Genomic DNA, 24,741 nt, shown 5'->3' on the forward strand with positions numbered 1-24,741 from the left:
CTTCGAGCGCCTTGAAGCTGCAATAGACAGGGGTTTCCCCATCGGCCGACAGCACCGTCAGTTCGTCGCGGGCAGTGCCGGTCGTGCTTTCGCGGATCAACGCCTGCAGACGCGCGTGCTGGCTATCGAGCACGAAAGCGCTGAACGCGGACCCAACCACGTGCTCGACCTGGGCGCCGAGCAACTGCCCGGCACGTTCGTTGGCGTAGAGAATGGTGCCATCGGCCGAAAGCATCACCGCACCTTCCTGCATCTGCTCCACGAGCACGCGGTATGGCCGGTCCGCGCTCTCGAGCGTATAGATGCGGCGGTCGTCGTCGCTGCCGACCACCACGGCGTCCACCGCGCCGCTGCGGATCGCGTCGAGGGTATCTTCCGCCTCCCGCAGCCGCTCGCGCAGCTCCTCGATGGACGCGGTTTCCAGTGAAGCGGAGTGGGATTGATCGGACATACGGTTCAGGGTCTGATGGACGCGCTTGTGGACGTGTCACCGGCTACGTTCGACACCATCACGCCGAGCGCGGCCAGCACCTTGTTCGAATCCGACAGGTCACCGATCACCCTTCGCAACGGCCCCGGACGGAGTTTGACCAGCGTCGGCGCGGCAATGATCTGGGCTGCGATCGCGGCTTCCGGATGCAGGTAGATGTCGATCACTTCAAGCTCGAAACGTCCCGCCGCATGCGTTTCCAGCAGGCGCCGCGCGTTGTCCACGGCGCGCGTGGAGCGCAGCGTATTGCCCGTCACGTACAGGCGCAGAACAAGCATGTCCGATGGCGGCGGGGGCGGTGCGACATATCCAGTGCCCCCGCCGCCTCCACGGTCGGCTTCGACGGGCAGGGCACTCACGAAGGGGCCCTCTGCCGGATGTCGAGACCGACCAGCACGCGCTCGGTATCCGACAAATCGCCAATCACTTTCCTGAGCGGCGAGGGCAGATGCCGCACGACGGTCGGTATCGCGAGGATCTGGTCCGCGGCTGCAAGTTGCGGATTCACGCGCAGATCGATCACTTCGATCGAATACTGGCCGGCCAGGTGCGTGGCGCAGAGCGCACGCAGGTTGCGGATGGCGGCCATCGATTTCGGCGTTTCCCCCGCTACATACAAGCGCAGCGAATACGCGGCCGCGACGGGTATGTCTGCGGCGAGTGGCGATTCCGCCATGTCCGGTTCGTGTTGCGCTGGCGTGGACGAGTCGTGTTCGGTCATTCTTTCGATCGCCGCAGTCGCGCCATCCGGGTCCGGTCGGCTTCCTGCAGGCGCTTGTGTTCTTCGCTTTGCTCGATGAGCGCATCGAGGTCCAACGCTTCAGCATCGAGCGCCGACTGCAGTTCTGCGACCTGCTGCTCGACCGCTTTGCGGCGCCGCGCGAGGTCGCGTTTCTTTTGCATCACGAGCTCGTCACGCGCGGCGGAGTCGTCGCGTTCCTGCGCTTCCTGCGCCAGCCGCGCGGTCCCTGTGAGCACGCCGCCTGCGCCTATGTACGCCGGCACCATGGCGATTCCCCCATTGCTGATCTGATATTCGCGGACCTGGTTCGAGTGATCCATGCCGCGCGATTTCAGCACGTAGACGAGCCGGTTGCGCTCGCCGTTCGTTTCAATATGCGAGAGCGAAATCCAGGTATCCATCAGCGACGAGATACTGCGGTCGTTTATGCTGGACGCCTGGTCGATGCTGCTAAGACTTGTAAAAACTGCCGTAATGCCACGCGATTTGAGGAGATCGACGAGCCGCAACAGCGTTGCGTGCACTTCGGACTCCACGCCACGCAGCGACGAGATTGGATCGATCACCACGGCGGTGGGCTTGAACAGGTCGATGTCGCGAACCATCCGCGCCAAGTGCATTTCCAGCCCGAAAAAACTCGGCCGCGCCGATTCGATCCTGAGCGTGCCGCCCAAGTGGTGCGCAAGATCCACGCCCACTGAGCGCATGTTGCGCACAATCTGTTCGGGCGACTCTTCGAAGGCGAACCACAGCGTGCGTTCGCCGAGTGCGCAACGGGCCTCGACGAATTTCGCGGCGAAGGTGGTTTTGCCCGTTCCCGCGAGTCCCGAAACGAGCACGCTGGAGCCGACGAAATAACCGCCCACGCCCAACATGGAATCGAGATCGGCGATACCCGTGGAGATGACTTCGCTCGACGTCAGGTGCGCCAGACCCGCTGATGTGATGGGGAGGACGCTGATGCCGGTGGTATCGATGAGGAACGGGTATTCGTTGGTTCCATGCGCCGAGCCGCGATACTTGACGATCCTCATGCGGCGCGTGGTGACCTGGTTTTCGACGCGGTTGTCGAGCAGGATCACGCAGTCGGACACGTATTCCTCAATGCCATGCCGCGTGAGCTGGCTCGGGTCACCGGTTCCACGCTCCGCGGTCACGATGGCCGTGACGCCGCGCTCCTTCAGCCAGTCGAACAGGCGCCGCAGCTCGGCGCGCAGCAGGACGGCGTCGGGGAAACTGGCGAACAATGCCTCGAGCGTATCGAGTACGACGCGCTTTGCGTTCACACTCTTGATGGCGTAGTCGAGCCGCACGAACAGGCCTTCGAGGTCGTATTCGCCGGTGTCTTCGATTCCCGCCGGGTCGATCTTGACGTGATCGATGGCGAGCTTCTTCTGGTCGATCAGCGACATTACGTCGTAGCCAAGCGATGCCACGTTCGCGGCCAGGTCCTCCGCCGATTCCTCGAAGCTCACCAGCACCCCGGGTTCACCGTACTTCAGGATGCCTTCGACGAGGAAGGTCATGGCGAAGAGGGTCTTGCCGCATCCCGCCGCGCCGCACATCAGGGTAGGCCGGCCCGTTGGCAACCCGCCGAGGGTGACGTCGTCGAAGCCTGAAATGCCTGTTGGCGATTTTGAAAGCACTGCACCAGTCATCGTTTTTCTTTGTAAGGTTTAACAGGAAGGCACCAGCAGGGCCGGGCTCGATACCTGCGCCAGTTGGTCAATGGCGACAGCGCATCTTGGCATCGCGGTACGCTCTATGCAATCCAGAAGATCACGGTCGCCGATGCCTGGAGACAGACTCCCATTTTTGAACCTTTGGCGCGAGCATTCTGACCCGTACAATTGAGCGCGGCATCGAACAAAAAATATCGAGCACTGAGAGGTAGTATTTTGAACCCTGTTTTTGGAGCTTTGCAGGCCACCATGGACGACAGCGACGAAGCGATTGCTCGCGACGTGGCCACCATCGGCCGGATCGGCGCCGTTCCGTCCATGTTGCGCGTGATCTGCAAAAACACCGGCCTCGGCTTCGCGGCGGTGGCGCGCGTCAGCGAGGGAACGTGGACCGCCTGTGCCGTGCAGGACGACATCCAGTTCGGACTGTTGCCCGGTGGTCAACTCGACGTTCACACCACGCTATGCAGCGAGGCTCGCGCCATGCGCCGGCCGGTTGTTATCGACCATGCGAGTACCGATCCGGTCTACCGCGAACACCATACGCCCCGCATTTACAACATCGAGAGCTATATCTCGGTGCCAATCATCCTTCCAAACGGCGATTATTTCGGCAACCTGTGCGCCATCGATCCGCGTCCGGCGATGATCTCGGATGCACGCACGCTCACCATGTTCACGCTCTTCGCAGAACTGATCGCCCTGCAACTGGAGAGCGAGAACGAGCGCTCGGCGACTGAAGCCGCGCTGCTCAACGAGCGCACGACCGCCGAGTTGCGCGAGCAGTTCATCGCCGTGCTTGGCCACGACCTGCGCAATCCGCTTGCCGCCGTGGGCGCAACCGCGGAATGGCTGGCGCGACGCAGTAGCGAGCCTGAACTCATGACCATCGGCACGCGCTTGCGGGCGACTACGCGGCGGATGTCGCGTCTAATAGACGACGTGCTCGATTTCGCGCGTGGACGGCTCGGCGCGGGTATAGGCGTGTCGCTTGCTCCGGTCGACGATCTCGCCGACTCGTTGCACCATGTGGTCACGGAATTGCGCGATGCGAATCCGGACCGTGTGGTGCTGGAGCAGATCGCGGTGGAAGGCTGCATCCACTGCGACCGGGGGCGCATCCAGCAACTGTTGTCCAACCTGCTGGCTAATGCGCTGACGCATGGCGCCCCGGATCAACCGGTGCGGGTGACGGTTTCGGTCGATGGGGGTGAGCTTGCGGTCTCGGTCTCCAATCTGGGTGCACCGATTGCGTCGCAAGACCTGGAAAAAGTCTTCGAGCCGTATTGGCGGCCGGCAACCAGCCAGCCGGGTGGCGGCCTCGGGTTAGGACTCTATATTTGCTCGCAGATCGTCAGGGCGCATGGCGGCACGTTGAGCGTGAGCTCTTCGGCGGCGATGGGGACCTGTTTTGTGGCACGGATACCTGCGGCTGAGGGGCGTTGAAATGAAGAATGCAGGGTATCGGATGCTGGTCGAGTTGACGCGAACGTAGAGGCAAGCATTGAAAGAAATCTCCAGGGCGGAGAACCTTGCCGAAGCCGCGATCATCCTGGAGACGCTCGATGAATACCTCGTGCGGCATAAACCGCAGCACCCACAGTTACTGGTCCCGACGTGTTCGCGCTATGGAAACATAGACGCGTCGACGGTCGTGAGTACCAAGACCTGCTTCGATCCGAATGGTGCGCATTGCGCTTCGCATGTATGCCGATGCGGTGGCGTAGACCTGCCCCTTAAACATTAATCTCGCCAGTCAAAAATCTGCTTGCCCGGCCATCTGGCCGTCACGCAACAACGCAGCCGATTCGTCGCTGGGCACCTCGCGACAATCGAGTCTTTCAGTCGCCCCCAAACCCTCTCCATACAAACCCGGATTGTCCCCGCCAATTCGGCGCTGCTATCGTTCGCAGGCACTTGTGGAAGCGCTTCCACTCCAACGCTCAACAGGAGTCCTCGTGGCACTCGACGCATCCGTTGTCTCCAGCGATCCGTTTTCTCCCCCTTCCGATTCAGTGCTCTGGCGACGAGATTTTTTGCTCGGCGCCGCTACCGCCTCCTATCAGATTGAAGGCGCCGTCAACGAAGACGGCCGGCTGCCGTCGATCTGGGATACGTTCTCGGCCACACCCGGTAAAGTGCTGGCCGGCGACACCGGCGAGGTCGCCTGCGACCACTATCATCGGTGGGAATCAGACCTCGACTTGCTCTCCGCGCTTAATGTGGATGGGTATCGGCTATCCATTGCATGGCCGCGCGTGATGGATGAAGCAGGGCGTCCGAACCGGAAAGGAATCGACTTTTATAAGCGCCTGATCGGCCGGCTGAAAGAGAAGGGGCTCAAGACCTTCGTCACGCTGTATCACTGGGACTTGCCGCAACATCTGGAAGATCGCGGCGGCTGGCTGAATCGAGATACAGCGTATCGATTCGCCGATTACGCCGACCTGATGAGCCGCGAACTTAGCGGCCAGGTCGATGCCTGGGCCACGCTCAATGAACCCTGGTGCTCCGCGTACCTCGGTTACGGCAATGGCCATCACGCGCCGGGTCTGGCGAACGATCGCTATGCGACGCAAGCCATGCATCACCTTCTGCTCGCGCACGGTACCGCCGTGCCGGTTCTGCGCGCCAACGATCCGGCATCGCTCAAGGGCATTGTCGCGAACGTGGGCCGTGGTACCGCCGATACCAACAGCGACGCCGACGTGCGCGCCGCGCATCTTTTTGAAGTCCAGCACAACGCGTGGATACTCGACCCGTTGCTGAAAAAGGCCTATCCCAAGGACCTTTTCGAACTATGGCCGGGCACCGAACCGCTCGTGCTCGACGGCGATATGGAAACCATCGGCACGCCGCTCGACTTCCTCGGCATCAACTATTACTTCCGTACCAACGTAAAGAGCGACGGCGCGCATGGCTTCACGGAAGTGCCGTTGCCAGGCGTCGAGCGGACGCAAATGGGCTGGGAGATTCATCCCGATGGCCTGCGCGACCTGCTGATCGGATTCAACAAGACGTATCCGTCACTGCCGCCGATCTACATCACTGAAAATGGCATGGCGTCGGATGACAAGGTGGTCGACGGTCGTGTCGACGATGCACAGCGCATCTCGTTCCTCAAGCGCCATCTTGCCGCCGTGGACAGCGCGATCAAAGCCGGTGTCGACATACGCGGTTATTTCATCTGGTCGCTGATGGATAACTTCGAATGGGCTTTCGGTTATGAACGTCGCTTCGGTGTGTTTCATGTCGACTACAAGACGCAGAAACGCACCATGAAACATAGCGCGGAACTGGTTGCGAAGTTCCTTGAAGAGCGCAACGCCAAGGCCGACGCCCGCGCCTGACCCGCAGTTCGATTTCAACGCCGAAGCCGTTTGGCCCTGTGTTAGATGGTATTGACCGCAGGGCCAATAAGAAGACATAGCCCGGAGGAGACTCAATGAACAGCATGAAGAAACTGGTGGTCAGTGTCATTGCCGCGATTGCGGCGAGCAGCGCAGCGCACGCAGATCCGTTGAAAGCGACCGTGATCCATTGGTGGACGTCGGGTGGCGAGTCAGCGGCCATCAAGCAGTTCGCCGATGCCTATAACAAGGCGGGTGGTTTGTGGATCGACCAGGCCGTGGCCGGCGCCGACCAGGCGCGCTCCACGGCGATCAACCGCATCATGGGCGGTGATCCGCCGACCGCCGCGCAGTTCAATACGTCGAAGCAATTCCACGACATCATTGATCAGGGACTCCTGAACAATGTGGACGATGTGGCGGCCAAGCAGAACTGGGACAAGATTTTTCCGGCTTCGATCATTGAAAGCATCAAGTCGGGTGGACATTACTACGCAGCGCCCGTGGACATCCACATGCCGGCCTGGTTCTTCTATTCGAAGCCGGCGTTCCAGAAGGCCGGTATCACGAAAGAGCCGGCCAACTATGATGAATTCATCGCGGATCTCGACAAGCTGAAAGCGACGGGCGTGATTCCGCTCGCGCTTGGCGGTCAGGCATGGCAGGAGAAGATTACCTTCGACGCCGTGTTCGCCGATGTTGGCGGCCCGGACCTTTATTTGAAGGTGTATCGCGATCGCGATGTGAATGCGGTCAAGTCCGACGCGTTCAAGAAGGTGCTGACGCAGTTCAAGCGCCTGCATAACTACATTGATCCGGGCTCACCGGGCCGCAACTGGAACGACGCCACTGCATTGGTGATCTCCGGCAAGGCCGGCGTACAGATCATGGGCGACTGGGCGAAGGGCGAGTTTGTCGCGGCCAATCAATCGGCCGGCAAGGACTTCGGCTGCTTCCCGGGCTTCGGTCCGCATTCGCCGTATCTTGTGGCAGGCGACGCGTTTGTCTTCCCGAAGACCGACGATCCCAACGCGGTCAAGGCGCAAAAGCTGTTGGCGACAGTCATGACATCGCCGGCCGCGCAGGTTGCATTCAGCGCGAAGAAGGGCTCGATTCCGATCCGCTCGGACATCGACGATTCGAGTCTCGACATGTGCGCGAAGGAGGGCATCGCGATCATGAAGGACAAGTCGCGGCAATTGCCGAATCCGGAAATGCTGACGCCGCCTGATATAAATGGCGCGTTGCAGGACGTCATCACCAACTTCTGGAACAAGAATCAGTCGGTGGAGGATGCACAAAAGGCCTTCGCCAGCGGGCTGAAAAGCTGATGGCAGAGAGGGCATACGCGCCCGCCGGCAAGACCCTGCGCGCTCCGGCCGGCCACGCGAAGCGCAAGCCGCTGAGAAAGCGGTTTGCGCTGGCAGCTTATATCGCGTTGTTACCGATGGCGCTCACGGTGGTGTTCGCTTATCTCGGCACGATGTTATGGAGCCTGCGCACGTCGTTCACGAACTCGCGCACGTTCGCGTCGAATAGTTTTGCGGGCGTGTCGCAATACGTGCGGCTTTTCAACAACGACCGGTGGATGCTGTCGCTGCAAAACATCGTGATCTACGGGGTTTTGTTCATCGTCATATGCCTCGCGATCGGATTGTTGCTGGCGGTGTTCATCGACCAGAAGGTGATGGGGGAGGGTGCGCTGCGCACGGTCTTCCTGTATCCATACGCCATGTCGTTCGTCGCAACGGGTCTCGTGTGGCAGTGGATCCTGAATCCGGAACTGGGTATTCAGGAGGTGTTGCACCGGATCGGTTTCACGCATGCGCGCTTCGACTGGATCGTGGATCAGGATCGGGTGATCTACACGCTGGTGATAGCGACGGTTTGGCAAGCGTCGGGGCTTGTGATGGCGTTGTTGCTTGCGGGTCTGCGCGGCATTGACGAAGAGATCTGGAAGGCGGCGCGCATAGACGGCATTCCGCGCTGGCGTGTCTATGTCAGCATTGTCATCCCCATGCTTGGCGCGTCCATTTCAACGGCCTTTATCCTGCTGTTCGTGATGGTCATCAAACTCTACGATGCGGTGGTCGCCATGACGCAAGGCGGTCCCGGCACGGCAAGCGAAGTGCCCGCGAAGTTCATCATGGATTATCTGTTCGGACGCGCGAATCTCGGACTGGCGTCGGCGGCATCCATCGTTCTTCTCATTACCGTGCTCGCGATTCTTGCGCCGGTCTTCACCATTCGCAGCCGCGCGCTGCGGCTCAGGGATTCACGATGAATGCGCCACGCCCTCCGTTAAAACGCAGGTCGCGCATAACGCCCGCGCGCTTGGGCGTGTACGCGTTCCTGCTGACTTCGGCGTTGTTTTTCCTGCTGCCGCTGTATGTGATGATCGTCACGTCGCTCAAGCCGATGACGGAAATCCGTCTCGGCAATATCCTGTCTCTGCCGATGCATTTCACGCTCGATGCATGGCGGGTTGCGTGGCAATCGGCGTGTACAGGACTCGATTGTCAGGGCATTCAGGTCGGCTTCTGGAACTCGGTGCGCATTGTCGTGCCGAGTACGGTCCTGTCCATTCTGGTCGGAGCGGTGAACGGCTACGCGTTGTCCTTCTGGAAGCCGCGCGGCGCCACCACGCTGTTTGCAATCTTGCTGGTGGGCGCGTTCATCCCCGTGCAGGTGATGGTCTATCCGCTCGTGCGGGTACTTGCAACGGTCCATTTGTTCAGCTCGTTGCCGGGCATTGTGGTGATCCATACGATCTTCGGCATGCCCGTGATGACCCTGCTGTTCCGCAATTACTACGCAGCGCTGCCACATGAACTCTTCCAGGCGGCGCGCGTGGACGGTGGCGGCTTTTGGCGCATCTTCCTGCAACTGATGGTGCCCATGTCCACGCCAATCATTGTGGTCGCGATCATCATGCAGGTCACCGGTATCTGGAACGACTTCATCCTGGGCCTCGTTTTCGCGGGTACGAAGAACCTGCCGATGACAGTACAACTGAACAATATTATCAACACGACGACGGGCGAGCGCCTCTACAACGTCAACATGGCGGCGACCATCCTCACGTCCATGGTGCCGCTTGCCATCTACTTCGTTTCGGGTCGCTGGTTCGTCCGCGGCATTGCTTCCGGTGCGGTCAAAGGTTAGTCCAGGGCTCATTCATGTCTACAGTCATGTCGAACGTTTCAATCCGCGACCTGGAGATCCAGCTTGGCTCCCATACGATCATCGAGTCGCTCGACCTTGAGGTTGAACCGGGCGAGTTCCTCGTATTGCTGGGCCCCTCGGGGTGCGGTAAGTCCACCTTGTTGCACAGCATTGCAGGACTGATCGATGTGAGCGGCGGCAGCATCGAAATTGGTGGTCAGGATATGACATGGGCCGATCCGAAAGATCGCGGTATCGCGCTCGTGTTCCAGTCTTACGCGCTATATCCGACCATGAATGTGGAGCGCAATCTCTCGTTCGGTTTGCGCATTGCGGGCACGCCCAAAGCCGAGATTGAACGGCGCGTCACGCGTGCGGCCGAGATGTTGCAGCTTGGGCCATTGCTTAAACGCAGGCCCGCGCAGTTGTCGGGCGGGCAGCGCCAGCGCGTGGCGATCGGCCGGGCGATCGTGCGGGAAGCGGACGTGTTCCTGTTCGACGAACCGTTGTCGAACCTTGACGCAAAGCTGCGCACGGAACTCAGGCGTGAGCTGAAGCAACTGCATAAGCGCCTGGGAGCCACGATGATCTACGTGACGCACGACCAGGTGGAGGCGATGACGCTGGCGACCCGCATGGCAGTCATGCGCGGCGGGGTGATTCAGCAGATCGGCACGCCAGCGGAGGTTTATGCTCATCCGAACAATCTGTTTGTTGCCACGTTCCTCGGTTCGCCGGGCATGAACTTGCTGAAGGGCGCGTTGCATCGCGAGGGTGATGGAGTGCGGTTTCGCAACGAGCACGTTGATATTGATGTCTCCGCGTATCCGTTTCTGCAGTCACTGCCGGAGAACCAGCCGTGCGTGCTCGGCGTGCGCCCCGAGGATGTATCGATCGATCCGGCGTTCGGACATCGCGGCACGGTGTCGCTCGTTGAACCAATGGGCAATCACCGGGTAATTTGGCTCGATTATCATGGCGTCCAAATTGCGTCGATCGCGCAGGACACGGCGACGGCGGCAGTGGACGAAATCACCGGATTTTCGATCAATAGCGAGCGTATTTCGCTGTTCGATGAGGTCGGCGGTAATCGGCTTTGAGGGTTCGCTGGCGCTCGGGGTTAGCGGGCGGTTTTGGTTGGTTTTGGTGTTAGTGGTCGGGGGGTATGCCGGGGTGTTAGGTTTCTGGGTTAGCGGTCGGGGTTATTGCCGGGTTGCTGCTTTCGGCCTTAGCGGCCTGCGTGTGTTAGATGTTTTCTTTATCACTGTTAGCCACTGTGCGTGGCGGCACGTCATTTCTTTGTCCAAAGCGACAAAGAAACGAAGCAAAGAAAACGCTTTTAACCGCTCTACCCTAAGTGTCCACAGCGTGCAGTTTCTATTCATAGGTGCCCCAAAAGCACGGTGCTCGCCAGAGCCACGGATGTGTGAAACCCTCCTTCTCGCGAATCCTGACACGAACACGCTTCGCCCCGTACGCTCTCGGGCAAGCACCAGTGTTCCACGGACCGGCACGGCCTCACACGCTTTTGATGCTCCGTTTCTTGGTAGCTTGGTGGAGTGGCCTGCGCTGAAGGGGCCGCGTGGCCAGCTTCGCCATTCACAGCCTGATGCGTATTTGCTGCTTCAATCTTTGGTGAGTCGGCTGGTGGGTTGTGGTCATTTCGTCGGGTACGGCCTCATGCGTTTTGGTGGCCTTGTTTTCCAGGTGGGTTGGCGGCGTGGTTCGTCGTGCATACAAATTTGGTGTTTGGTTTTCCGCGGATAGCGCGGGGTGCTCTTTGGGCAGGCTCAATCACTGGTGGCGAAGCGTGTGGGTATCGGTGTTCGGAGAAGGAGGGTTTCACACATCCGTGGCTCTTGCGAGCACCGTGCTTTTGGGGCACCTATGAATAGAAACTGCACGCTGTGGACACTTAGGGTAGCGTGTTTTAAAAGCGCTTTCTTTGCTTCGTTTCTTTGTCGCTTTGGACAAAGAAATGACGCGCTGCCACGCGCAGTGGCTAATAGTGATAAAGAGAATAGCCAACTCAAGCAGGCCGCTAAGGCCAAAAGCAGCAACCCGGCATTGACCCCGACCACTAACGTCAGAACCTAGCACCCCAACACCGAACCCCACCCAAGCGCCAGCAAACAAAAAAATGCACCCCCTAACCACGGAGCAACAAAACCAGTGGCAACCTTGAAGGACGTCGCGGCCCTGGCCGGCGTTGGCATGTCCACCGCATCGCGTGCTATTTCCGGCCGCGGACCCGTTTCCGCCGATGCACTCGCACGCGTACAAGCCGCGATCGCCGAGCTGAACTTCCGACCATCATCGATCGGGCGGGCGCTGTCAACGCAATCACTCGGCATGATCGGCATCTTCGTACCGACGTTCTTCGGCCCGTACTACGGCACGATCCTCAAACAGACCGATACGGAGTTGCGCAAGGTGCATCGCCATGTGGTAGTGGCAACAGGTTGCGGCGACGACTCACCGCGCGATCAGGCAATTGAAGCGGTGCAGTTCCTGATCGGCCGCGATTGCGACGGCGTGGTGGTGACCAGCCACGACCTGCATGACGACGACCTCATCAAGCTGCACCGCATGCATCCGAAAATGGTGTTCCTCAATCGCGACTTCGCACAGATGCCGGAGGCGTCGTTTTGCGCGGATCATCATCGGGGCGGCGTGCTCGCGGCGCAGACACTGCTTGCGCACAAACACAAGAAAATAGCCGTGATTTCAGGGCCTTTCCAGGCTTCCGACAATCATGCGCGGATCACTGGATTCTTCGACGAGCTCGCGCGCAACGGCATCGGCCGGACCGAGGTTCAGTTGATCGAATCGGATTTTTCGCCGGACGGCGGATATGACTCGGTGAAGGAACTGCTGGCGTCGAAGAAAAAGTTTACCGGACTGTTCTGCGCTAACGACACCATGGCGATCGGCGCGATGTCGTGTCTACAGCAAGCGGGCATCTCGGTGCCGGACGATATGTCGGTAGTGGGTTACGACGACGACTACTCGGCTGCGTTCTCCGCACCGGGCCTGACGTCGGTCCACATTCCGACCGCCGATCTCACGCAGAACGCCGTTCGATGGTTGCTCAACGCGTGTTACGGGACTGCATACACGATCTATCGCGAGTTTCCCGTGACCGTCACGAACCGCGCTTCCGTTGCCGCCCCGCGCAAAAAGAATGCGCTTTTAAAGTAACGTGAGGTGACGCAGGCCGTGCGCTCATACGCCTTCTTGCGCGCGTCGCAGACGTTCGCGGCTATTGATCAAATGCAGCCGCATGGCGGTACGCGCCGAGTCCGCGTCACCACGCTCGATCGCATCGCAGATCTGTTCATGCTCGCGATTCACGCGCGTCAGATAGTCCGCATACTGGTCGGGCGGAATCTGCGTGGCGGTGAGGCGGGTGCGCGGGATCATGTGGGTGCCAAGATGCGTCATGATGTCCACGAAATAGCGGTTGCCGGTTGCCTGCGCGATCTCGAGGTGGAAGCGGATATCGGGAGATATGGTCCCATTCGCTTCGCCCACGTTGCGCTCGAAGTCGCTCAGCGCGCGCCGCATGGCTGCTATGCGCGCTTTGTCGCATCGCGCAGCGGCGAGTCCAGCGCTCTCGGTCTCCAGGCTGATGCGCAGCTCGAGCACGGCGAGGGCGTCGATGGAACCTGCCACGTCCGCAGGGTCGAGTTGGAAGAGTCCCTTGCCCGGCGCCTCGCAGACGAAGGTGCCAATGCCATGCCGTGTCTCCACGAGTCCCGCTGCCTGTAGCTTCGACAACGCCTCACGGACGACCGTGCGGCTCACGTTGAAGCGCTGCACCATCTCCGCTTCGGTTGCGAGCCGGGCGCCCACTTTGAGTTCGGCAGTCTCGATCTGCTGACGCAGCGCATCGACCAGTTCGGTCGTCAGGCTACGCCGGACGTGGGGGTAGGCCGGGGTTTCGAAGACGGCACGAGTCGGTCTCTGCACGGCTACCTCGGTTGGGATAATGTTTCACCAAAGTTGACAAACGGATTTGCGAATGATTATATGCACGCTGTAGTCATATGACAACGTACAATAAAAGCTGAAATCAAGTGGTGATCCGACCGAAAGGGGCATGAAAGCTCCCGGGAGCCACGCTTATTGGAGACAGGCTTGCATGGCCACTCAAGAACACGTAGTTCCGTTTAAGCGTTTGTTGCTGACCGGCGCTGCCGGCGGCGTAGGCAAGGCCATTCGTTCGCGTGTGAGCGCATTCGCGGACAAGATCAGGGTGTCGGATCTGCCGGCTGCCTTGTCTTCGGACGCGGCGGCGCATGAAGAGGTCATTCCTTGCGATCTCTCGGACAAGCAGGCGGTCGATGCGCTGGTTGCCGGTTGCGACGCGGTCATCCATCTCGGCGGGGTATCGGTGGAACGGCCCTTTGAAGAAGTGCTGGAAGCCAATATCAAGGGGGTTTACAACCTCTATGAAGGCGCCCGCCGGCATGGCCTCAAGCGTGTCATCTTCGCCAGTTCCAATCACGTCACCGGGTTTTATCGTCAGGACGAGAAGATCGACGCACATGCGCTGCGTCGTCCCGACGGCTACTACGGCCTGTCCAAATCGTTCGGTGAAGACGTGGCCCAGTTCTACTTCGATCGCTACGGAATCGAGACGGTGAGCATTCGTATTGGCTCGGCGTTTCCGGAGCCGAAAGATCGCCGGATGATGGCGAGTTGGCTCAGCTACGACGACCTGCTCGAACTCCTGCAGCGCAGCCTGTTTACGCCGGATGTCGGCCATACCGTGGTCTACGGGATGTCAGACAACGCGGTCACATGGTGGGATAACCGGTTTGCATCGAAGCTGGGATTCGTGCCACGCGACTCATCGGAGCCCTTCCGGGCGAAGATCGACGCCCAGCCGGCGCCTGAGCCCGGCAGCGCCGTGGCTGTGCTGCAGGGCGGGGCGTTCACCACGACCGGACCGTTCGAATGAAGCTTGTATAGCATTCCAACAACGTTCGAACAGCGTTGGAATAAGGCCGCCAGCCCGGTAACGGGGGGCGCCGCGCGCGGGCGGCTGGGGACGAACGACCGGCGCCGTGCATGTACTAACCTAGACCTTGCTGCGATGACTTTCTCTCTCGATTTCAGCCCGCTGCTTCCGTACTGGCCCGTCTTCCTGAAAGGCGCCTGGCTGACGTTGAAGATGACGACCGTGGCGGTGTTTTTCGGTGTGATCCTGGGTACGCTGGTCGCGTTTGCGAAGCGCGGCAAGAACCGGCTTTTATCGCGACTCTGTTCGATCTATATCGAGTCCGTGCGCAATACGCCTTTTCTTGTGCAGATCTTCCTGCTTTACTTCGGGCTCGCCGGTTTCGGCGTGCGCATGCCGACGTTCACCGCCGCCGCGCTCGCGATGGTGATCAACATCGGCGCTTACGCGGCCGAGATCATTCGTGCCGGCCTTGAATCGGTGCCGCGCGGGCAGATCGAGGCGGCCGAATGCCTGGGGCTGTCGCGCTGGCGGATCGGCTGGCATGTGATGCTTCAGCCATCAATCGAAAAGGTTTATCCCGCGCTGACCAGCCAGTTCCTGCTGATGATGCAGGCCTCGGCCATTGCCTCGCAAATCTCCGCGGAAGAGCTCACTGCAACGGCCAACACCGTGCAGTCCGATACCTTCCGCTCGCTCGAAACGTACATTGTCGTGGCGCTGTTGTATCTCGCGTTATCGCTGCTGATCAAACTGATTGCATGGGCTGTAGGCGAGGTCGCGTTCAAGCGGCGGCGGGTCATGCGCCAGGCCGCGGAGCGGGCCGGCAAGCCGGTGCCGGATCAAGGTCGCATTGATACGGTGATTCCCGGAGGTGCAGCATGACCGGCGGTTTCACTACGGCACATCTGTTTTATCTCGTGCACTCGATCTGGTGGACGCTCGTGCTCTCGGCGCTCGCCTTTGTGCTGGGCAGTATCGGCGGCTTCGGCGTGATGCTCGCGCGCATCTCGCCGCGCCGCTGGCTCAGCCGTCCGGCGATGGTTTATATCGAAGCCATTCAGGGCATTCCGCTGCTGATCCTGCTGTTCATCGTCTACTTCGGTTTGTCTGTATATGGCTTCCAGGTGCCGGCGCTGGTCGCAGCCGGCCTCGCGCTGATGGTCTACACCAGCGCGTATCTCGGCGACATCTGGCGCGGGTGTATTGACGCCATGCCGAAGCCTCAATGGGAAGCCGCTGAATGCCTGTCATTGACACGCTGGCAGACCTTGCGCCTCGTGATCATTCCGCAGGCGCTGCGTCTCGCGCTCCCGCCAACGGTTGGTTTCCTGGTGCAGGTCATCAAGATGACATCGCTCGCTTCGGTGATCGGGTTCGTCGAACTGACACGCGCCGGCCAGATCATCAACAACTCGATTTTTCAGCCGTTTCTCGTGTTCGGGCTGGTCGGGGTCTTCTATTTCGTACTGTGTTATCCGCTCTCGCGCTGGAGCCAATCGATGGAGAAAAAGCTCAATGTCGGCAATCGTTAAGCTCGGGGACGTCTATAAGAGCTTCGGCTCGAATCAGGTGCTCAAGGGCGTGTCACTGGAAGTGGCCAAAGGCGAAATGATCGCCGTGATCGGCGCGAGCGGTTCAGGAAAGAGCACGGCGCTTCGTTGTATTGATCGTCTGGAAACCATCGACCGGGGCACGATCGAGGTATGCGGCATTCGTGTCGATGACCCGAAGGTGGACCTGCACCAGTTGCGCCGCGAAGTCGGCATCGTGTTCCAAAGCTACAACCTGTTTGCGCATCTGACCGTCGAAGAAAACATCATGCTGGCGCTGCGCCACGTGAAGAAGCTCGGACGCGATGAAGCGCGCCGCGTCGCAATGAAGGTACTTGATCAGGTCGGCCTTGCGCAGAAAGCCGATGCGTACCCGGAGCAGCTTTCAGGCGGACAGCAGCAGCGCGTGGCAATAGCGCGTTCGCTTGCGATGTCGCCGAAGGTCATGTTGTTCGACGAAGTGACATCCGCGCTGGATCCACAACTGACCGGCGAAGTGCTGCGCGTGATGGAGGATCTGGCGAAGGACGGCATGACCATGTTGCTGGTCACGCACGAGATGGCGTTCGCCAAGCGCATGGCAGACCGGATCATTTATATGCACCAGGGGAAGGTGTGGGAAGTTGGCAGCGGCGACATGCTTGACGCGCCGCAGACGCCCGAATTGCGTACGTTCCTGAATAACGGCCTGTAGCTTTTAGCTTGCGAACTAAGCCTGAATAAATTTTGAACCGATCAAAAAATGGAGACTGCTTTGAAGACAAACCGATTCATCATGCGCGGCTGCGTGGCCGCTTTGTTGCTCGCAGGCGTAGCGCACAGCGCGATGGCCGACCAACTCGACGACATCAAGAAAGCAGGCAAGATTCGTGTGGCAATTGCAATGGGCACGCCGCTCTTCAGCTACGCCGACGCCAACCTTCAGCCGGCGGGATCGGATGTGGACACGGCCGTGGCGTTGGCGAAAGACCTTGGCGTAAAACTCGAACTCGTTCAGATCACGAACGCAGCGCGCGTACCGACCTTGCAGGCCAAGCGCGCGGATCTCGTAATCGCGGACTTATCTATCACGCCTGAGCGCGCGAAGGTCGTCGACTTCTCGATTCCCTATGCGGTCATCACGATCATCGTAGGCGGCACAAAAAACGAGAAGGTCAAGACTTACGATGACTTGAACGGCAAGACAATCGGTCTCACGCGTGCGACCGTCAACGACACCATTACGACGCAATTGGCGAAGGGTGCGCAGATTCAGCGCTATGAAGACGACGCGACGCTGATTACATCGGTGGTGACGGGGCAGGTCGATATCTTCTCCAGCACGCCGTCGAACCTCGCCGAGATGGTCAAGCGCGCGCCTAACCGCAATCTGGAACTGAAGTTCCCGCAGAAGGATTTCGACCTGGGCATTGCGATGAACAAGGACGAGCCGAAGCTCAAGGAGTGGGTCAATAACTGGGTGAGCACGAACCAGAAAAGTGGTGCGCTCAACACGATCTACAAGAAGTATCACGGCCGCGATTTGCCGGCGAGCGTGACGAAGGGTTAAGCGAAGGGTTAAGCCTTGGTGGTATGAATAAAGGGCATCGCGATGTTGATCGCGATGCCCTTTTTATTTGCCCGACCTTACATCCAGATCTATCAGCCAGCCGGCGTCTGACCGATTTCGTGGTTGGCCAGAACCTCCAGCGCGCGAACCATTCCGGAGTGATCCCAGGCTTTGCCGCCGTGCGCCACGCAAGCATTGAACAGCGCCTGGCACGTCGCGGTGTTGGGCAGCGACACGCCAAGCGACTGGGCAGTCGAGAGCGCGAGGTTCAAATCCTTCTGATGCAATTCAATGCGGAAGCCCGGATTGAACGTGCGTTTGGTCATGCGTTCGCCATGCACTTCCAGAATGCGCGACGACGCGAAACCGCCCATCAAGGCGGTACGCACTTTCTCGGCATCGACACCGGCTTTGGACGCCAGCAACAATGCTTCCCCGACCGCTTCGATCGTCGCTGCGACGATCACCTGGTTCGCCAGCTTGCACACCTGTCCCGCACCGACTTCGCCGATCAGCGAGACGTTTTTTCCCATCATGTCGAAGAGCGGTTTCACACTGTCGAAGGTGGCTTGCGAGCCGCCGACCATGATCGTCAGCGACGCGGCTTTAGCGCCGACCTCACCACCCGAGACGGGCGCGTCCAGATACTCCGCGCCGCGCTCGCGCACCTTCGCTGCGAACTCGCGGGTCGCGATGGGCGAGATCGAGCTCATGTCCACCACGACCAGGCCTGCGCGTAGCGCGGCGACCACGCCGTTCTCGCCGAACAGGACACGCTCCACGTCCGGCGTATCCGGCACCATGACGAAGATCACGTCGGCTTGCGCCGCGACTGCGGCCGGACTGTCGCACGCAACCGCGCCGGCTTGGGTCAGTGTGTCCGGCACGCCGCTACGTGTGAACGCCGCCAGCGCCACGCCGTTCTTGATGAGGTTCTCGGCCATGGGTTTGCCCATGATGCCAAGACCGATGAAGCCTGCTTTTTGCATGTCACTCTCCACAAGTTGTTCGGATGCGTCTTGCTTGCGTCCTGCTATTTCTGCATGAAATGTTTTTGCACGGCTTGCGCCGCATTCCTGAGCAGGCCCATGTCGGCACAAACGGCAATCACCTGGCAGCCCATCGAAAGATACCGTTCCGCTTCGGCCTGCACGGGCGCCAGTGTGCCACTCGCTTTGCCTGCAGCACGGGCTCGGTCGAATACGTGCGCGATGGCCTGCTGCACGTCCGGGTGATTCGCATTGCCGAGGTGTCCATACGAGGCCGCCAGATCCGACGGGCCGAGGAACACGGCGTCAACGCCATCGACGGCAAGGATCTCGTCGATCGCTTCAACCGCCGTCCGACTTTCGATCTGCACCACGACGCAAATATTATCGTTCGCGGTGCTTAGATAGTCGCTTACAGTCCCATAACGATTGCCGCGATGACCCACCGATACCCCGCGAATGCCTTGCGGCGGATAACGCGTGGCGGCGACGGCGCGAGCGGCGTCGGCTGCGCTGTCGACAAAGGGGATCAGGAAGTTGAAGAAGCCGCTATCAAGGAGCCGCTTGATGACAACGATATCGTTGGCTGGCGGCCTCACCACGGGGGCGCTACGGCTGTCCTTGAGCGCCATGAGCTGAGGGATGAGCGTCAGGACGTCGTTGGGTGCGTGCTCGGCGTCGAGCAGAATCCAGTCGAAGCCCAACGCGCCGAGCAGTTCGGTCGTGATCGGGCTGCCAAGCGAGGCCCAGCATCCGATTTGAGTTTCGCTCTTCAGGACCGACTGGCGAAAGGTGTTGGGTAAGGGCTGGTAAGGCGAAGACGGTGTCATGGCTGGGCTTCCTCTGGCTTGACGCCTTGAGTTGGACGCCGAAATATCCCGGCAATCTCATACGTTATCAGACGTCATATTACATCGCGGCTTTTCCGAACTGCAAGTGCGTTGGCGATGAAAAGGCCGGTAAGGCATATTCGCCTACGATACCGCGCGATCTTTTAGCGACCCACGCGAGACGAAGCGCCACGCCCGTGCCTCGAAATGACGAGGCTTCCGCCTTTCAGGGCCCAAACCGTGTTGCCACGCGTATAACCGGTATTTGCCGAATCTCCGTCCGGCACTACATGACGCCCGCCAGAGCCTTATAAAACAAGGCTTTGCGACGCACAACCGCAATCTGCTCCGCCCACTTGCCTGCCTAAACTTATCCGCCCATACGCCGTAAGGAGAGGGTCGGCACGGGCCGATGTCCTCGCGCGAAGCGGCGCATCGTATGGAGATTCGATGAAAACAGCGGTAAGCATCAAGGCATGGCTCAGTATCCTGGTGGCGGCATTCGCCATCATGTTGGCCGCTACGGGCGGCTACAGCATCTACGCGGCGCGGACGGCGGACGCGTCCATGCGCGCGCTTTACATGCAGGACACCGGTGGTCTGGACCTGCTCGCCAAGGACACGATCCGCTTGCTGATCGCGCGCACGGCGTTGCAGGACTACGACCCGCGTGCGGGCAGCGCAGCGTCGTCCGCGTTGCTGCGTGACGCTCGAGGCGCCATCGAAGGCGCGGATACAGCATGGAAAGCGTTCACCGTATTGGCAAGCGGACACCAAGAGCAAACGCTCATGCAGACCGCGGACATTGCGCGCAGGCAACTCGTCCAGCAGACCTTGCTGCCCGCGGTGGAAGCGCTGGAATCGAAGCGTGCGAGCGATATCCGCGAGTTCAACGAGAACCAGATCAAGGACGCATTCAACGCCTACGATGCCGCGCTCCAACCACTCGTCGCCATGGAATTCGAGCACGGCAAGACACGTTTTGAAGCTTCGCAGCAACGCACCCGCACGGTTACCTGGATCGCTTCGACGCTGCTTGCTACCGGCCTCGTACTGGCGTTCTTCGCGCGTGTCGCGTTGGAGCGGATCGTGATCGTGCCGCTGCGTGCAGCCGTGGACGCATGCACGGAGATTGCCGGAGGCAACCTGGCAACCCGGCTCAATGCGCGCAGGCACGACGAAATCGGCCGGCTGATAAAAGGCTTATCGACGATGCAACAGGGCTTGAGCACGATAGTCGGCGGCGTACGTAACGGCACGGAACAGATGGCCGTGGGGACACGCGAGATAGCGTCGGGGAACATCGACTTGTCGCAACGAACAGAAGAACAAGCGGCTTCGCTGCAGGAAACTTCAGCGAGTATCGGCCAACTGACGAGCACGGTGCGCCAGAACGCCGACAGCGCCCGGCAAGCAAGCGACCTGGCGCAAACTGCATCGACAACAGCGGGTCGCGGCGGTCAGGTCGTAGCCGACGTGGTGTCGACCATGGATGGTATCAATAGTAGTTCGAAACAAATTTCCGAGATCATCGGCGTGATCGAAGGGATTGCGTTCCAGACCAATATCCTTGCGCTGAACGCGGCAGTCGAAGCGGCGCGTGCGGGCGAACAAGGGCGTGGATTCGCGGTGGTCGCAAGCGAAGTGCGCGCGTTGGCGCAACGTTCGGCCGGGGCCGCGAAGGAGATTCGCGAACTGATCACCACGTCGGTGGAGCGGGTTGGAAACGGCTCGGTGCTGGTTCGGAACGCGGGCAGCGCGATGAGCGACATCATCGCCGCGGTGGGCCGGGTCACGGACATCATGCGGGAGATCACAGTGGCGTCCGAGGAGCAGACCACCGGTATCGAGCAGGTCAACGTGGCCATCGCGCAGATGGACCAGGTGACGCAGCAAAACGCGGCGCTGGTCGAGCAGGCCGCTGCAGCGGCAGCGTCTCTGGAAACGCAGGCGGCGCAGATGAGCGCGGCCGTCGCGCTTTTCAAACTGGCGGAAGTTTAGCGGTACGCGAAACCGCGTCATGCATCGGGAGGCGTCTTGGGCCAGCGGTTCTCTTCAACGCAATTCGATGTCGGTACGCGCCTGGCCCAACCTTCTGCTTGCAGCATCGGTTCGTCGTAGAAATGCTCGACATGTCCGATGCACAGGATGGCAACCGGCGTGGCGTCCGCCGGCATATGCAGCAGCCGTTGCACCGCGCTGACGTCGAACAGCGACACCCAGCCCATCCCAAGCCCTTCGGCGCGTGCGGCCAACCAGATATTCTGGATAGCGCACGCGACCGATGCCAGGTCCATTTCCGGCAGCGTCCTGCGGCCGAAAATATGACGCTCGCGATTCTCCATCAAGCCGACGACCACGACCTCGCCGCAGTCCAGGATGCCCTGGACCTTGAGCCGCATGAATTCGTCGCTGCGCTCGTTGAGCGCCTCGGCAGTGGCGCGCCGCTCGGTTTCCACGGCGTCATGCAGCGCAGTGCGCAAGTTCCGGTCAGTCACCCGCACGAAGCGCCAGGGCTGCATGAAACCGACGCTTGGTGCATGGTGCGCGGCGTCGATCAGACGCGTCATTTGCTCGTCGGCGACGGGGGCATTAGTGAAATGCCGCATGTCGCGGCGCTCGTGGATCGCGCGGTAGACCGCGGCAATCTCGGGTTCGGAAAAGCGCTTGAAGGTCGAATCAGTCATACATCCATGCTCAAAAAAGTGTCTTAGTGGCGAACTACGGGGCGAGCATCAGGCGAAGGAGGGGGCCGCGCACCACGAACGCGCACCGATGTCGCTATACGCCATATCTGCGTCGCCTTCCGATAAATCTTCGGAGCTCGCGCTGCCGTTATCTGATCAATCGACGCTTGATTCCAGTGGTTCCCTTCACGGTTCGCCCCAGATATCCGGAGGATACAGACCTGTTGCGCCGCGTACTACAGCGACGCAGTGGGGACTAGCCCTTATGCGCAAACACATGACCATTCGCGGCGGCCTGGTCGCGACGATCGCCATCTACACTGTCTTGCTCATTGCGGTCATCGCGGTGGGCATCCTGGGTTTATACGGCAGCAATTCGGCGCTCAGAGAGATGTATCGCGACGATACCGCTTCGGTGCTGCACCTTAAAACCAGCTCGGAGCGCTTGCTGTTGCTGCGCGTCGGATTCGGCGAAGTCGAGCAACTGATCAGCGCCGGCAAGCCCGCCCAGCGCGAAATTGCCCGTCAGCATGCGCTCCTTAACGAGAGCAACAAGGAACTGGAAGCTTTCCGGAAGCTTCACGAGCCGTTGCCGGCGGAGAAGGCGCTCACCGATGCAATGCAGGCGCGGCGGGACCAACTGCTCGCCCAGGTGTTCCAGAAGGCGCTAACCGAACTCGATCAGGACAATCTGGTTGATTTCCTCACCACCCAGCGGGAAGCACCGCCCGCGCTGTTCTCCGATTATCAAAGCGCGCTGACCGCGCTGGAAAACTTCCAGGTTGAGCGCCAGAAAGCCCGCTTCGACACCACCGATGCACGTTTCGAAGCCATGCTCTGGACACTCGGCGCCGCCGCGGCCGTGGCTCTCGTCATCGGCTTTTTCGCGCAGAGGATATTGACCCAGGCGATCGTGCGGCCGATCGATATGGCCGTCGACTATTTCGGGCGGATTTCGTCCGGTGACCTGACCAGCACCGTCACGGTCCAGCGCAACAACGAGATGGGCTACATGCTCAATGCGTTGAAGGGCATGCAGGAAGGGCTTGCGCAGACGGTGCGTAAAGTGCGTTCGAGCGCGGAGACAATCGTGCGTGATGCTCATGCGATCTCGGGCGGCAATCTCGATCTATCGGCGCGTACGGAGCAGCAGGCTGCGTCGCTTCAGGAAGCTGCATCGAGCATGGAGCAGTTGACCGCCACCGTCAGGCAGAACGCCGACAACGCACGCAACGCCAGCGAGCTTGCTGCGGGTGCATCGGACATCGCGTTGCGTGGCGGCGATGTAGTGAACCGCGTGGTCGCAACCATGGACGCGATCTCGGGCAGCTCGGACAAAATAGTGGGCATTGTCGGCGTGATTGAAGGGATTGCATTCCAGACCAACATCCTTGCATTGAATGCGGCCGTGGAAGCCGCGCGGGCGGGCGAGCAGGGTCGCGGCTTCGCAGTCGTTGCAAGCGAAGTGCGAAGCTTGGCGCAACGTTCGGCATCGGCGGCCAAGGAGATCAAGGAATTGATCGGTACGTCAACGTCGAGCGTGAAGGACGGCAGCCAGCTCGTGGCTCATGCAGGTGCGACCATGGTCGAGGTCGTGGAAGCGGTCAGGCGCGTGAGCGCGATCATGGCGGAGATCAGCCTGGCATCCGGCGAGCAGACCACGGGCATCGAGCAGGTCAACGTGACGGTGGCGCAAATGGAAGAGATGACGCAGCAGAATTCGGCGCTGGTGGAAGAGGCGTCGGCGGCTGCGGTGTCGCTGGAAGAACAGAGCCGGCAGTTGAATGATGCGGTGGCGCTGTTCCGTCTGACTGCTATCGCGTGAAGATGCAATTTTCGTCTTCCGCGCTGCGCGATGGGGCGCTGTATCCAATCAAGATTGAGTGGCTACCTTACATCTTGTCTATACATATTGATTCCCATAAAGTCACACTGAATCGCGAATTGCCATTCCACGGCGTTTGCGATTCAAGCTGTCACGCAAGCCTCTTGCGCAACGACGTTTTGAAAGTGAAAGAAGCTGGCGACACGCAGTTCTCGCGACGCCACTGACTCGAGGGAATCCATGTCCGTATCAAAGAGTGGCGTACAAAGCGGCGCCATTGCCGAACGCCGCACCATCGACTACATCCCCGACGCCGAACGTCATGGCGGCCTTCTCAGCCAGTTCACGCTATGGCTTGCAGCCAATCTTCAGATCACCGCGATCGTTACCGGCGCACTTGCGGTCGTGCTCGGCGGCGACGTGTTCTGGTCCCATTTGATCCTGCCTGCCCAGCCGACGTCCTCAGCGAAGTAATGACGGGCTTGCTTGGCGCTGCGGGTTAGACAGTCCCTCAAGCGCTTACAGAGGGACGTCCCCGATCAAAGCCGAATTCACCGCGCGGATCCGACGGTCAACGAAATAACCTCCGCCTTCGGTGTATCGAAGATAAACGCGGTTGCATTGTGTGCATTGCCATACGGTGCAGCGGTTGTACGGGAAAAAACGCGGTGCGATGGGCGCATCGGGGGACCAATAATCAATATTGCCCGGCAAGTGCTCCTGATAACTAGGCTCAGGATCGTCATCCACAACGAGTGTGCCGATTTCCTCAAGGCGCTGTTCGTCGAGAGAAACCGGCTGCGAGTTCCAGCCGTCAAGCGGTGTCCGAGTGCAATTGCATGGCCCTGCGGCCAGCGACTCTGCGCGCAACGCGATTTTTACGAGGGCTGAAGCATCGAGATAATTTGGCATC

24 protein-coding genes and 1 pseudogene are annotated in these 24,741 nt (G+C 60.1%); 16 read left to right on the forward strand and 9 right to left on the reverse strand.

Annotation, left to right across the window (positions count from 1 at the left end; all coding sequences use genetic code 11):
* From JWR14_RS30805 to kaiC, 4 genes are all read right to left on the reverse strand, one after another.
* On the reverse strand, window positions 1–451 hold a 451-nt coding region (locus tag JWR14_RS30805; RefSeq protein ID WP_299716971.1), incomplete at its 3' end, for a PAS domain-containing protein.
* A 5-nt stretch (window positions 452–456) separates the two neighbouring features.
* Window positions 457–849 carry a circadian clock KaiB family protein gene (locus JWR14_RS30810; RefSeq protein WP_299716973.1) on the reverse strand — a complete coding sequence of 131 codons (393 nt, stop codon included), beginning with the start codon at window positions 847–849 and terminating at the stop codon, window positions 457–459.
* Window positions 846–1,211 carry a circadian clock KaiB family protein gene (locus tag JWR14_RS30815; protein ID WP_299716975.1) on the reverse strand — a complete coding sequence of 122 codons (366 nt, stop codon included), beginning with the start codon at window positions 1,209–1,211 and terminating at the stop codon, window positions 846–848. The genes JWR14_RS30810 and JWR14_RS30815 overlap by 4 nt, the downstream gene beginning before the upstream one ends.
* Entirely contained in the window at window positions 1,208–2,890 is a 1,683-nt protein-coding gene (kaiC, locus tag JWR14_RS30820; protein ID WP_299716977.1) for a circadian clock protein KaiC, read from the reverse strand. Before kaiC ends, JWR14_RS30815 begins: the two co-directional genes overlap by 4 nt.
* Before the next feature lie 273 nt (window positions 2,891–3,163).
* On the opposite strand from kaiC, the gene JWR14_RS30825 reads away from it, so the two are divergent.
* The 8 genes from JWR14_RS30825 to JWR14_RS30860 all read left to right on the forward strand — a co-directional run bounded on the left by JWR14_RS30825 (window position 3,164) and on the right by JWR14_RS30860 (window position 12,630).
* Window positions 3,164–4,360, forward strand: a complete 1,197-nt coding sequence (locus JWR14_RS30825) for a GAF domain-containing sensor histidine kinase (protein ID WP_299716979.1) — start codon at window positions 3,164–3,166, stop codon at window positions 4,358–4,360.
* 58 nt (window positions 4,361–4,418) lie between these two features.
* A complete protein-coding gene (locus tag JWR14_RS30830) occupies window positions 4,419–4,661 on the forward strand; it encodes a hypothetical protein (protein WP_299716981.1) in 243 nt (80 codons plus the stop codon).
* Between the two features lie 211 nt (window positions 4,662–4,872).
* Window positions 4,873–6,264, forward strand: a complete 1,392-nt coding sequence (locus JWR14_RS30835; RefSeq protein ID WP_299716983.1) for a GH1 family beta-glucosidase — start codon at window positions 4,873–4,875, stop codon at window positions 6,262–6,264.
* A gap of 95 nt (window positions 6,265–6,359) precedes the next feature.
* Window positions 6,360–7,595 (forward strand): ABC transporter substrate-binding protein, encoded by a 1,236-nt coding sequence (locus JWR14_RS30840; RefSeq protein ID WP_299716985.1) that lies wholly within the window; start codon window positions 6,360–6,362, stop codon window positions 7,593–7,595.
* The gene (locus JWR14_RS30845) at window positions 7,595–8,548 is read left to right on the forward strand and encodes a sugar ABC transporter permease (protein WP_299716987.1); all 954 of its coding nucleotides are present in this window, start codon (window positions 7,595–7,597) and stop codon (window positions 8,546–8,548) included. Before JWR14_RS30840 ends, JWR14_RS30845 begins: the two co-directional genes overlap by 1 nt.
* Window positions 8,545–9,429, forward strand: coding sequence for a carbohydrate ABC transporter permease (locus JWR14_RS30850; RefSeq protein WP_299716989.1), 885 nt, complete (start codon window positions 8,545–8,547; stop codon window positions 9,427–9,429). The genes JWR14_RS30845 and JWR14_RS30850 overlap by 4 nt, the downstream gene beginning before the upstream one ends.
* Window positions 9,430–9,443: 14 nt before the next feature.
* Entirely contained in the window at window positions 9,444–10,529 is a 1,086-nt protein-coding gene (locus tag JWR14_RS30855; RefSeq protein ID WP_299716991.1) for an ABC transporter ATP-binding protein, read from the forward strand.
* 1,072 nt (window positions 10,530–11,601) lie between these two features.
* Complete coding sequence (locus JWR14_RS30860; RefSeq protein ID WP_299716993.1) at window positions 11,602–12,630, forward strand: substrate-binding domain-containing protein; 1,029 nt, start codon at window positions 11,602–11,604, stop codon at window positions 12,628–12,630.
* Window positions 12,631–12,654: 24 nt separating this feature from the next.
* On the opposite strand, the gene JWR14_RS30865 is transcribed toward JWR14_RS30860, so the two are convergent.
* Complete coding sequence (locus JWR14_RS30865; protein WP_299716995.1) at window positions 12,655–13,401, reverse strand: FadR/GntR family transcriptional regulator; 747 nt, start codon at window positions 13,399–13,401, stop codon at window positions 12,655–12,657.
* A 172-nt stretch (window positions 13,402–13,573) separates the two neighbouring features.
* On the opposite strand from JWR14_RS30865, the gene JWR14_RS30870 reads away from it, so the two are divergent.
* From JWR14_RS30870 to JWR14_RS30890, 5 genes are all read left to right on the forward strand, one after another.
* Window positions 13,574–14,395, forward strand: a complete 822-nt coding sequence (locus tag JWR14_RS30870; RefSeq protein WP_299716997.1) for an NAD(P)-dependent oxidoreductase — start codon at window positions 13,574–13,576, stop codon at window positions 14,393–14,395.
* Between the two features lie 135 nt (window positions 14,396–14,530).
* Window positions 14,531–15,280 carry an amino acid ABC transporter permease gene (locus JWR14_RS30875; protein ID WP_299716999.1) on the forward strand — a complete coding sequence of 250 codons (750 nt, stop codon included), beginning with the start codon at window positions 14,531–14,533 and terminating at the stop codon, window positions 15,278–15,280.
* A complete protein-coding gene (locus JWR14_RS30880; RefSeq protein ID WP_158935469.1) occupies window positions 15,277–15,930 on the forward strand; it encodes an amino acid ABC transporter permease in 654 nt (217 codons plus the stop codon). Before JWR14_RS30875 ends, JWR14_RS30880 begins: the two co-directional genes overlap by 4 nt.
* Window positions 15,914–16,642 carry an amino acid ABC transporter ATP-binding protein gene (locus JWR14_RS30885; RefSeq protein WP_213768409.1) on the forward strand — a complete coding sequence of 243 codons (729 nt, stop codon included), beginning with the start codon at window positions 15,914–15,916 and terminating at the stop codon, window positions 16,640–16,642. Before JWR14_RS30880 ends, JWR14_RS30885 begins: the two co-directional genes overlap by 17 nt.
* Before the next feature lie 48 nt (window positions 16,643–16,690).
* Window positions 16,691–17,497, forward strand: a complete 807-nt coding sequence (locus JWR14_RS30890; protein WP_299717003.1) for a transporter substrate-binding domain-containing protein — start codon at window positions 16,691–16,693, stop codon at window positions 17,495–17,497.
* A 92-nt stretch (window positions 17,498–17,589) separates the two neighbouring features.
* Here JWR14_RS30890 and JWR14_RS30895 read toward each other — a convergent pair whose 3' ends face one another.
* Both JWR14_RS30895 and garL read right to left on the reverse strand, forming a co-directional pair.
* Entirely contained in the window at window positions 17,590–18,534 is a 945-nt protein-coding gene (locus JWR14_RS30895; RefSeq protein ID WP_299717031.1) for a 2-hydroxy-3-oxopropionate reductase, read from the reverse strand.
* Window positions 18,531–19,316, reverse strand: coding sequence for a 2-dehydro-3-deoxyglucarate aldolase (gene garL, locus JWR14_RS30900; protein ID WP_299717005.1), 786 nt, complete (start codon window positions 19,314–19,316; stop codon window positions 18,531–18,533). The genes JWR14_RS30895 and garL overlap by 4 nt, the downstream gene beginning before the upstream one ends.
* Before the next feature lie 450 nt (window positions 19,317–19,766).
* Between garL and JWR14_RS30905 the strand changes: the two genes are divergently transcribed.
* On the forward strand, window positions 19,767–21,317 hold the full coding sequence (locus tag JWR14_RS30905; protein ID WP_299717007.1) for a methyl-accepting chemotaxis protein: 1,551 nt from the start codon (window positions 19,767–19,769) through the stop codon (window positions 21,315–21,317).
* A gap of 17 nt (window positions 21,318–21,334) precedes the next feature.
* On the opposite strand, the gene bluB is transcribed toward JWR14_RS30905, so the two are convergent.
* A complete protein-coding gene (gene bluB, locus JWR14_RS30910) occupies window positions 21,335–22,003 on the reverse strand; it encodes a 5,6-dimethylbenzimidazole synthase (RefSeq protein WP_299717009.1) in 669 nt (222 codons plus the stop codon).
* A gap of 265 nt (window positions 22,004–22,268) precedes the next feature.
* Here bluB and JWR14_RS30915 point away from each other — a divergent pair, with 265 nt between their 5' ends.
* Both JWR14_RS30915 and JWR14_RS30920 read left to right on the forward strand, forming a co-directional pair.
* Window positions 22,269–23,828: a methyl-accepting chemotaxis protein gene (locus JWR14_RS30915; RefSeq protein ID WP_299717011.1), complete on the forward strand. Its 1,560-nt coding sequence runs from the start codon at window positions 22,269–22,271 to the stop codon at window positions 23,826–23,828.
* A 240-nt stretch (window positions 23,829–24,068) separates the two neighbouring features.
* Window positions 24,069–24,260, forward strand: a pseudogene (locus JWR14_RS30920) (cytosine permease); the annotation flags it as partial.
* 87 nt (window positions 24,261–24,347) lie between these two features.
* Here JWR14_RS30920 and JWR14_RS30925 read toward each other — a convergent pair.
* Entirely contained in the window at window positions 24,348–24,740 is a 393-nt protein-coding gene (locus JWR14_RS30925) for a hypothetical protein (RefSeq protein WP_299717013.1), read from the reverse strand.
* Between the last annotated feature and the right edge of the window lies 1 nt (window position 24,741).

Origin of the sequence: Caballeronia sp. (assembly GCF_028292365.1) — a bacterium.
GTDB lineage: Bacteria > Pseudomonadota > Gammaproteobacteria > Burkholderiales > Burkholderiaceae > Caballeronia.

What these genes read in the sequence shown, in the direction of transcription:
- JWR14_RS30880 (WP_158935469.1), top strand. Translation starts at nt 15,277, where the DNA reads ATGACCGGCGGTTTCACTACGGCACATCTGTTTTATCTCGTGCACTCG.
- JWR14_RS30890 (WP_299717003.1), top strand. Translation starts at nt 16,691, where the DNA reads ATGGAGACTGCTTTGAAGACAAACCGATTCATCATGCGCGGCTGCGTG.
- kaiC (WP_299716977.1), bottom strand. Translation starts at nt 2,890, where the DNA reads ATGACTGGTGCAGTGCTTTCAAAATCGCCAACAGGCATTTCAGGCTTC.
- JWR14_RS30850 (WP_299716989.1), top strand. Translation starts at nt 8,545, where the DNA reads ATGAATGCGCCACGCCCTCCGTTAAAACGCAGGTCGCGCATAACGCCC.
- JWR14_RS30905 (WP_299717007.1), top strand. Translation starts at nt 19,767, where the DNA reads ATGAAAACAGCGGTAAGCATCAAGGCATGGCTCAGTATCCTGGTGGCG.
- bluB (WP_299717009.1), bottom strand. Translation starts at nt 22,003, where the DNA reads ATGACTGATTCGACCTTCAAGCGCTTTTCCGAACCCGAGATTGCCGCG.
- JWR14_RS30915 (WP_299717011.1), top strand. Translation starts at nt 22,269, where the DNA reads ATGCGCAAACACATGACCATTCGCGGCGGCCTGGTCGCGACGATCGCC.
- garL (WP_299717005.1), bottom strand. Translation starts at nt 19,316, where the DNA reads ATGACACCGTCTTCGCCTTACCAGCCCTTACCCAACACCTTTCGCCAG.
- JWR14_RS30825 (WP_299716979.1), top strand. Translation starts at nt 3,164, where the DNA reads ATGGACGACAGCGACGAAGCGATTGCTCGCGACGTGGCCACCATCGGC.
- JWR14_RS30855 (WP_299716991.1), top strand. Translation starts at nt 9,444, where the DNA reads ATGTCTACAGTCATGTCGAACGTTTCAATCCGCGACCTGGAGATCCAG.
- JWR14_RS30925 (WP_299717013.1), bottom strand. Translation starts at nt 24,740, where the DNA reads ATGCCAAATTATCTCGATGCTTCAGCCCTCGTAAAAATCGCGTTGCGC.
- JWR14_RS30875 (WP_299716999.1), top strand. Translation starts at nt 14,531, where the DNA reads ATGACTTTCTCTCTCGATTTCAGCCCGCTGCTTCCGTACTGGCCCGTC.
- JWR14_RS30840 (WP_299716985.1), top strand. Translation starts at nt 6,360, where the DNA reads ATGAACAGCATGAAGAAACTGGTGGTCAGTGTCATTGCCGCGATTGCG.
- JWR14_RS30885 (WP_213768409.1), top strand. Translation starts at nt 15,914, where the DNA reads ATGTCGGCAATCGTTAAGCTCGGGGACGTCTATAAGAGCTTCGGCTCG.
- JWR14_RS30815 (WP_299716975.1), bottom strand. Translation starts at nt 1,211, where the DNA reads ATGACCGAACACGACTCGTCCACGCCAGCGCAACACGAACCGGACATG.
- JWR14_RS30845 (WP_299716987.1), top strand. Translation starts at nt 7,595, where the DNA reads ATGGCAGAGAGGGCATACGCGCCCGCCGGCAAGACCCTGCGCGCTCCG.
- JWR14_RS30870 (WP_299716997.1), top strand. Translation starts at nt 13,574, where the DNA reads ATGGCCACTCAAGAACACGTAGTTCCGTTTAAGCGTTTGTTGCTGACC.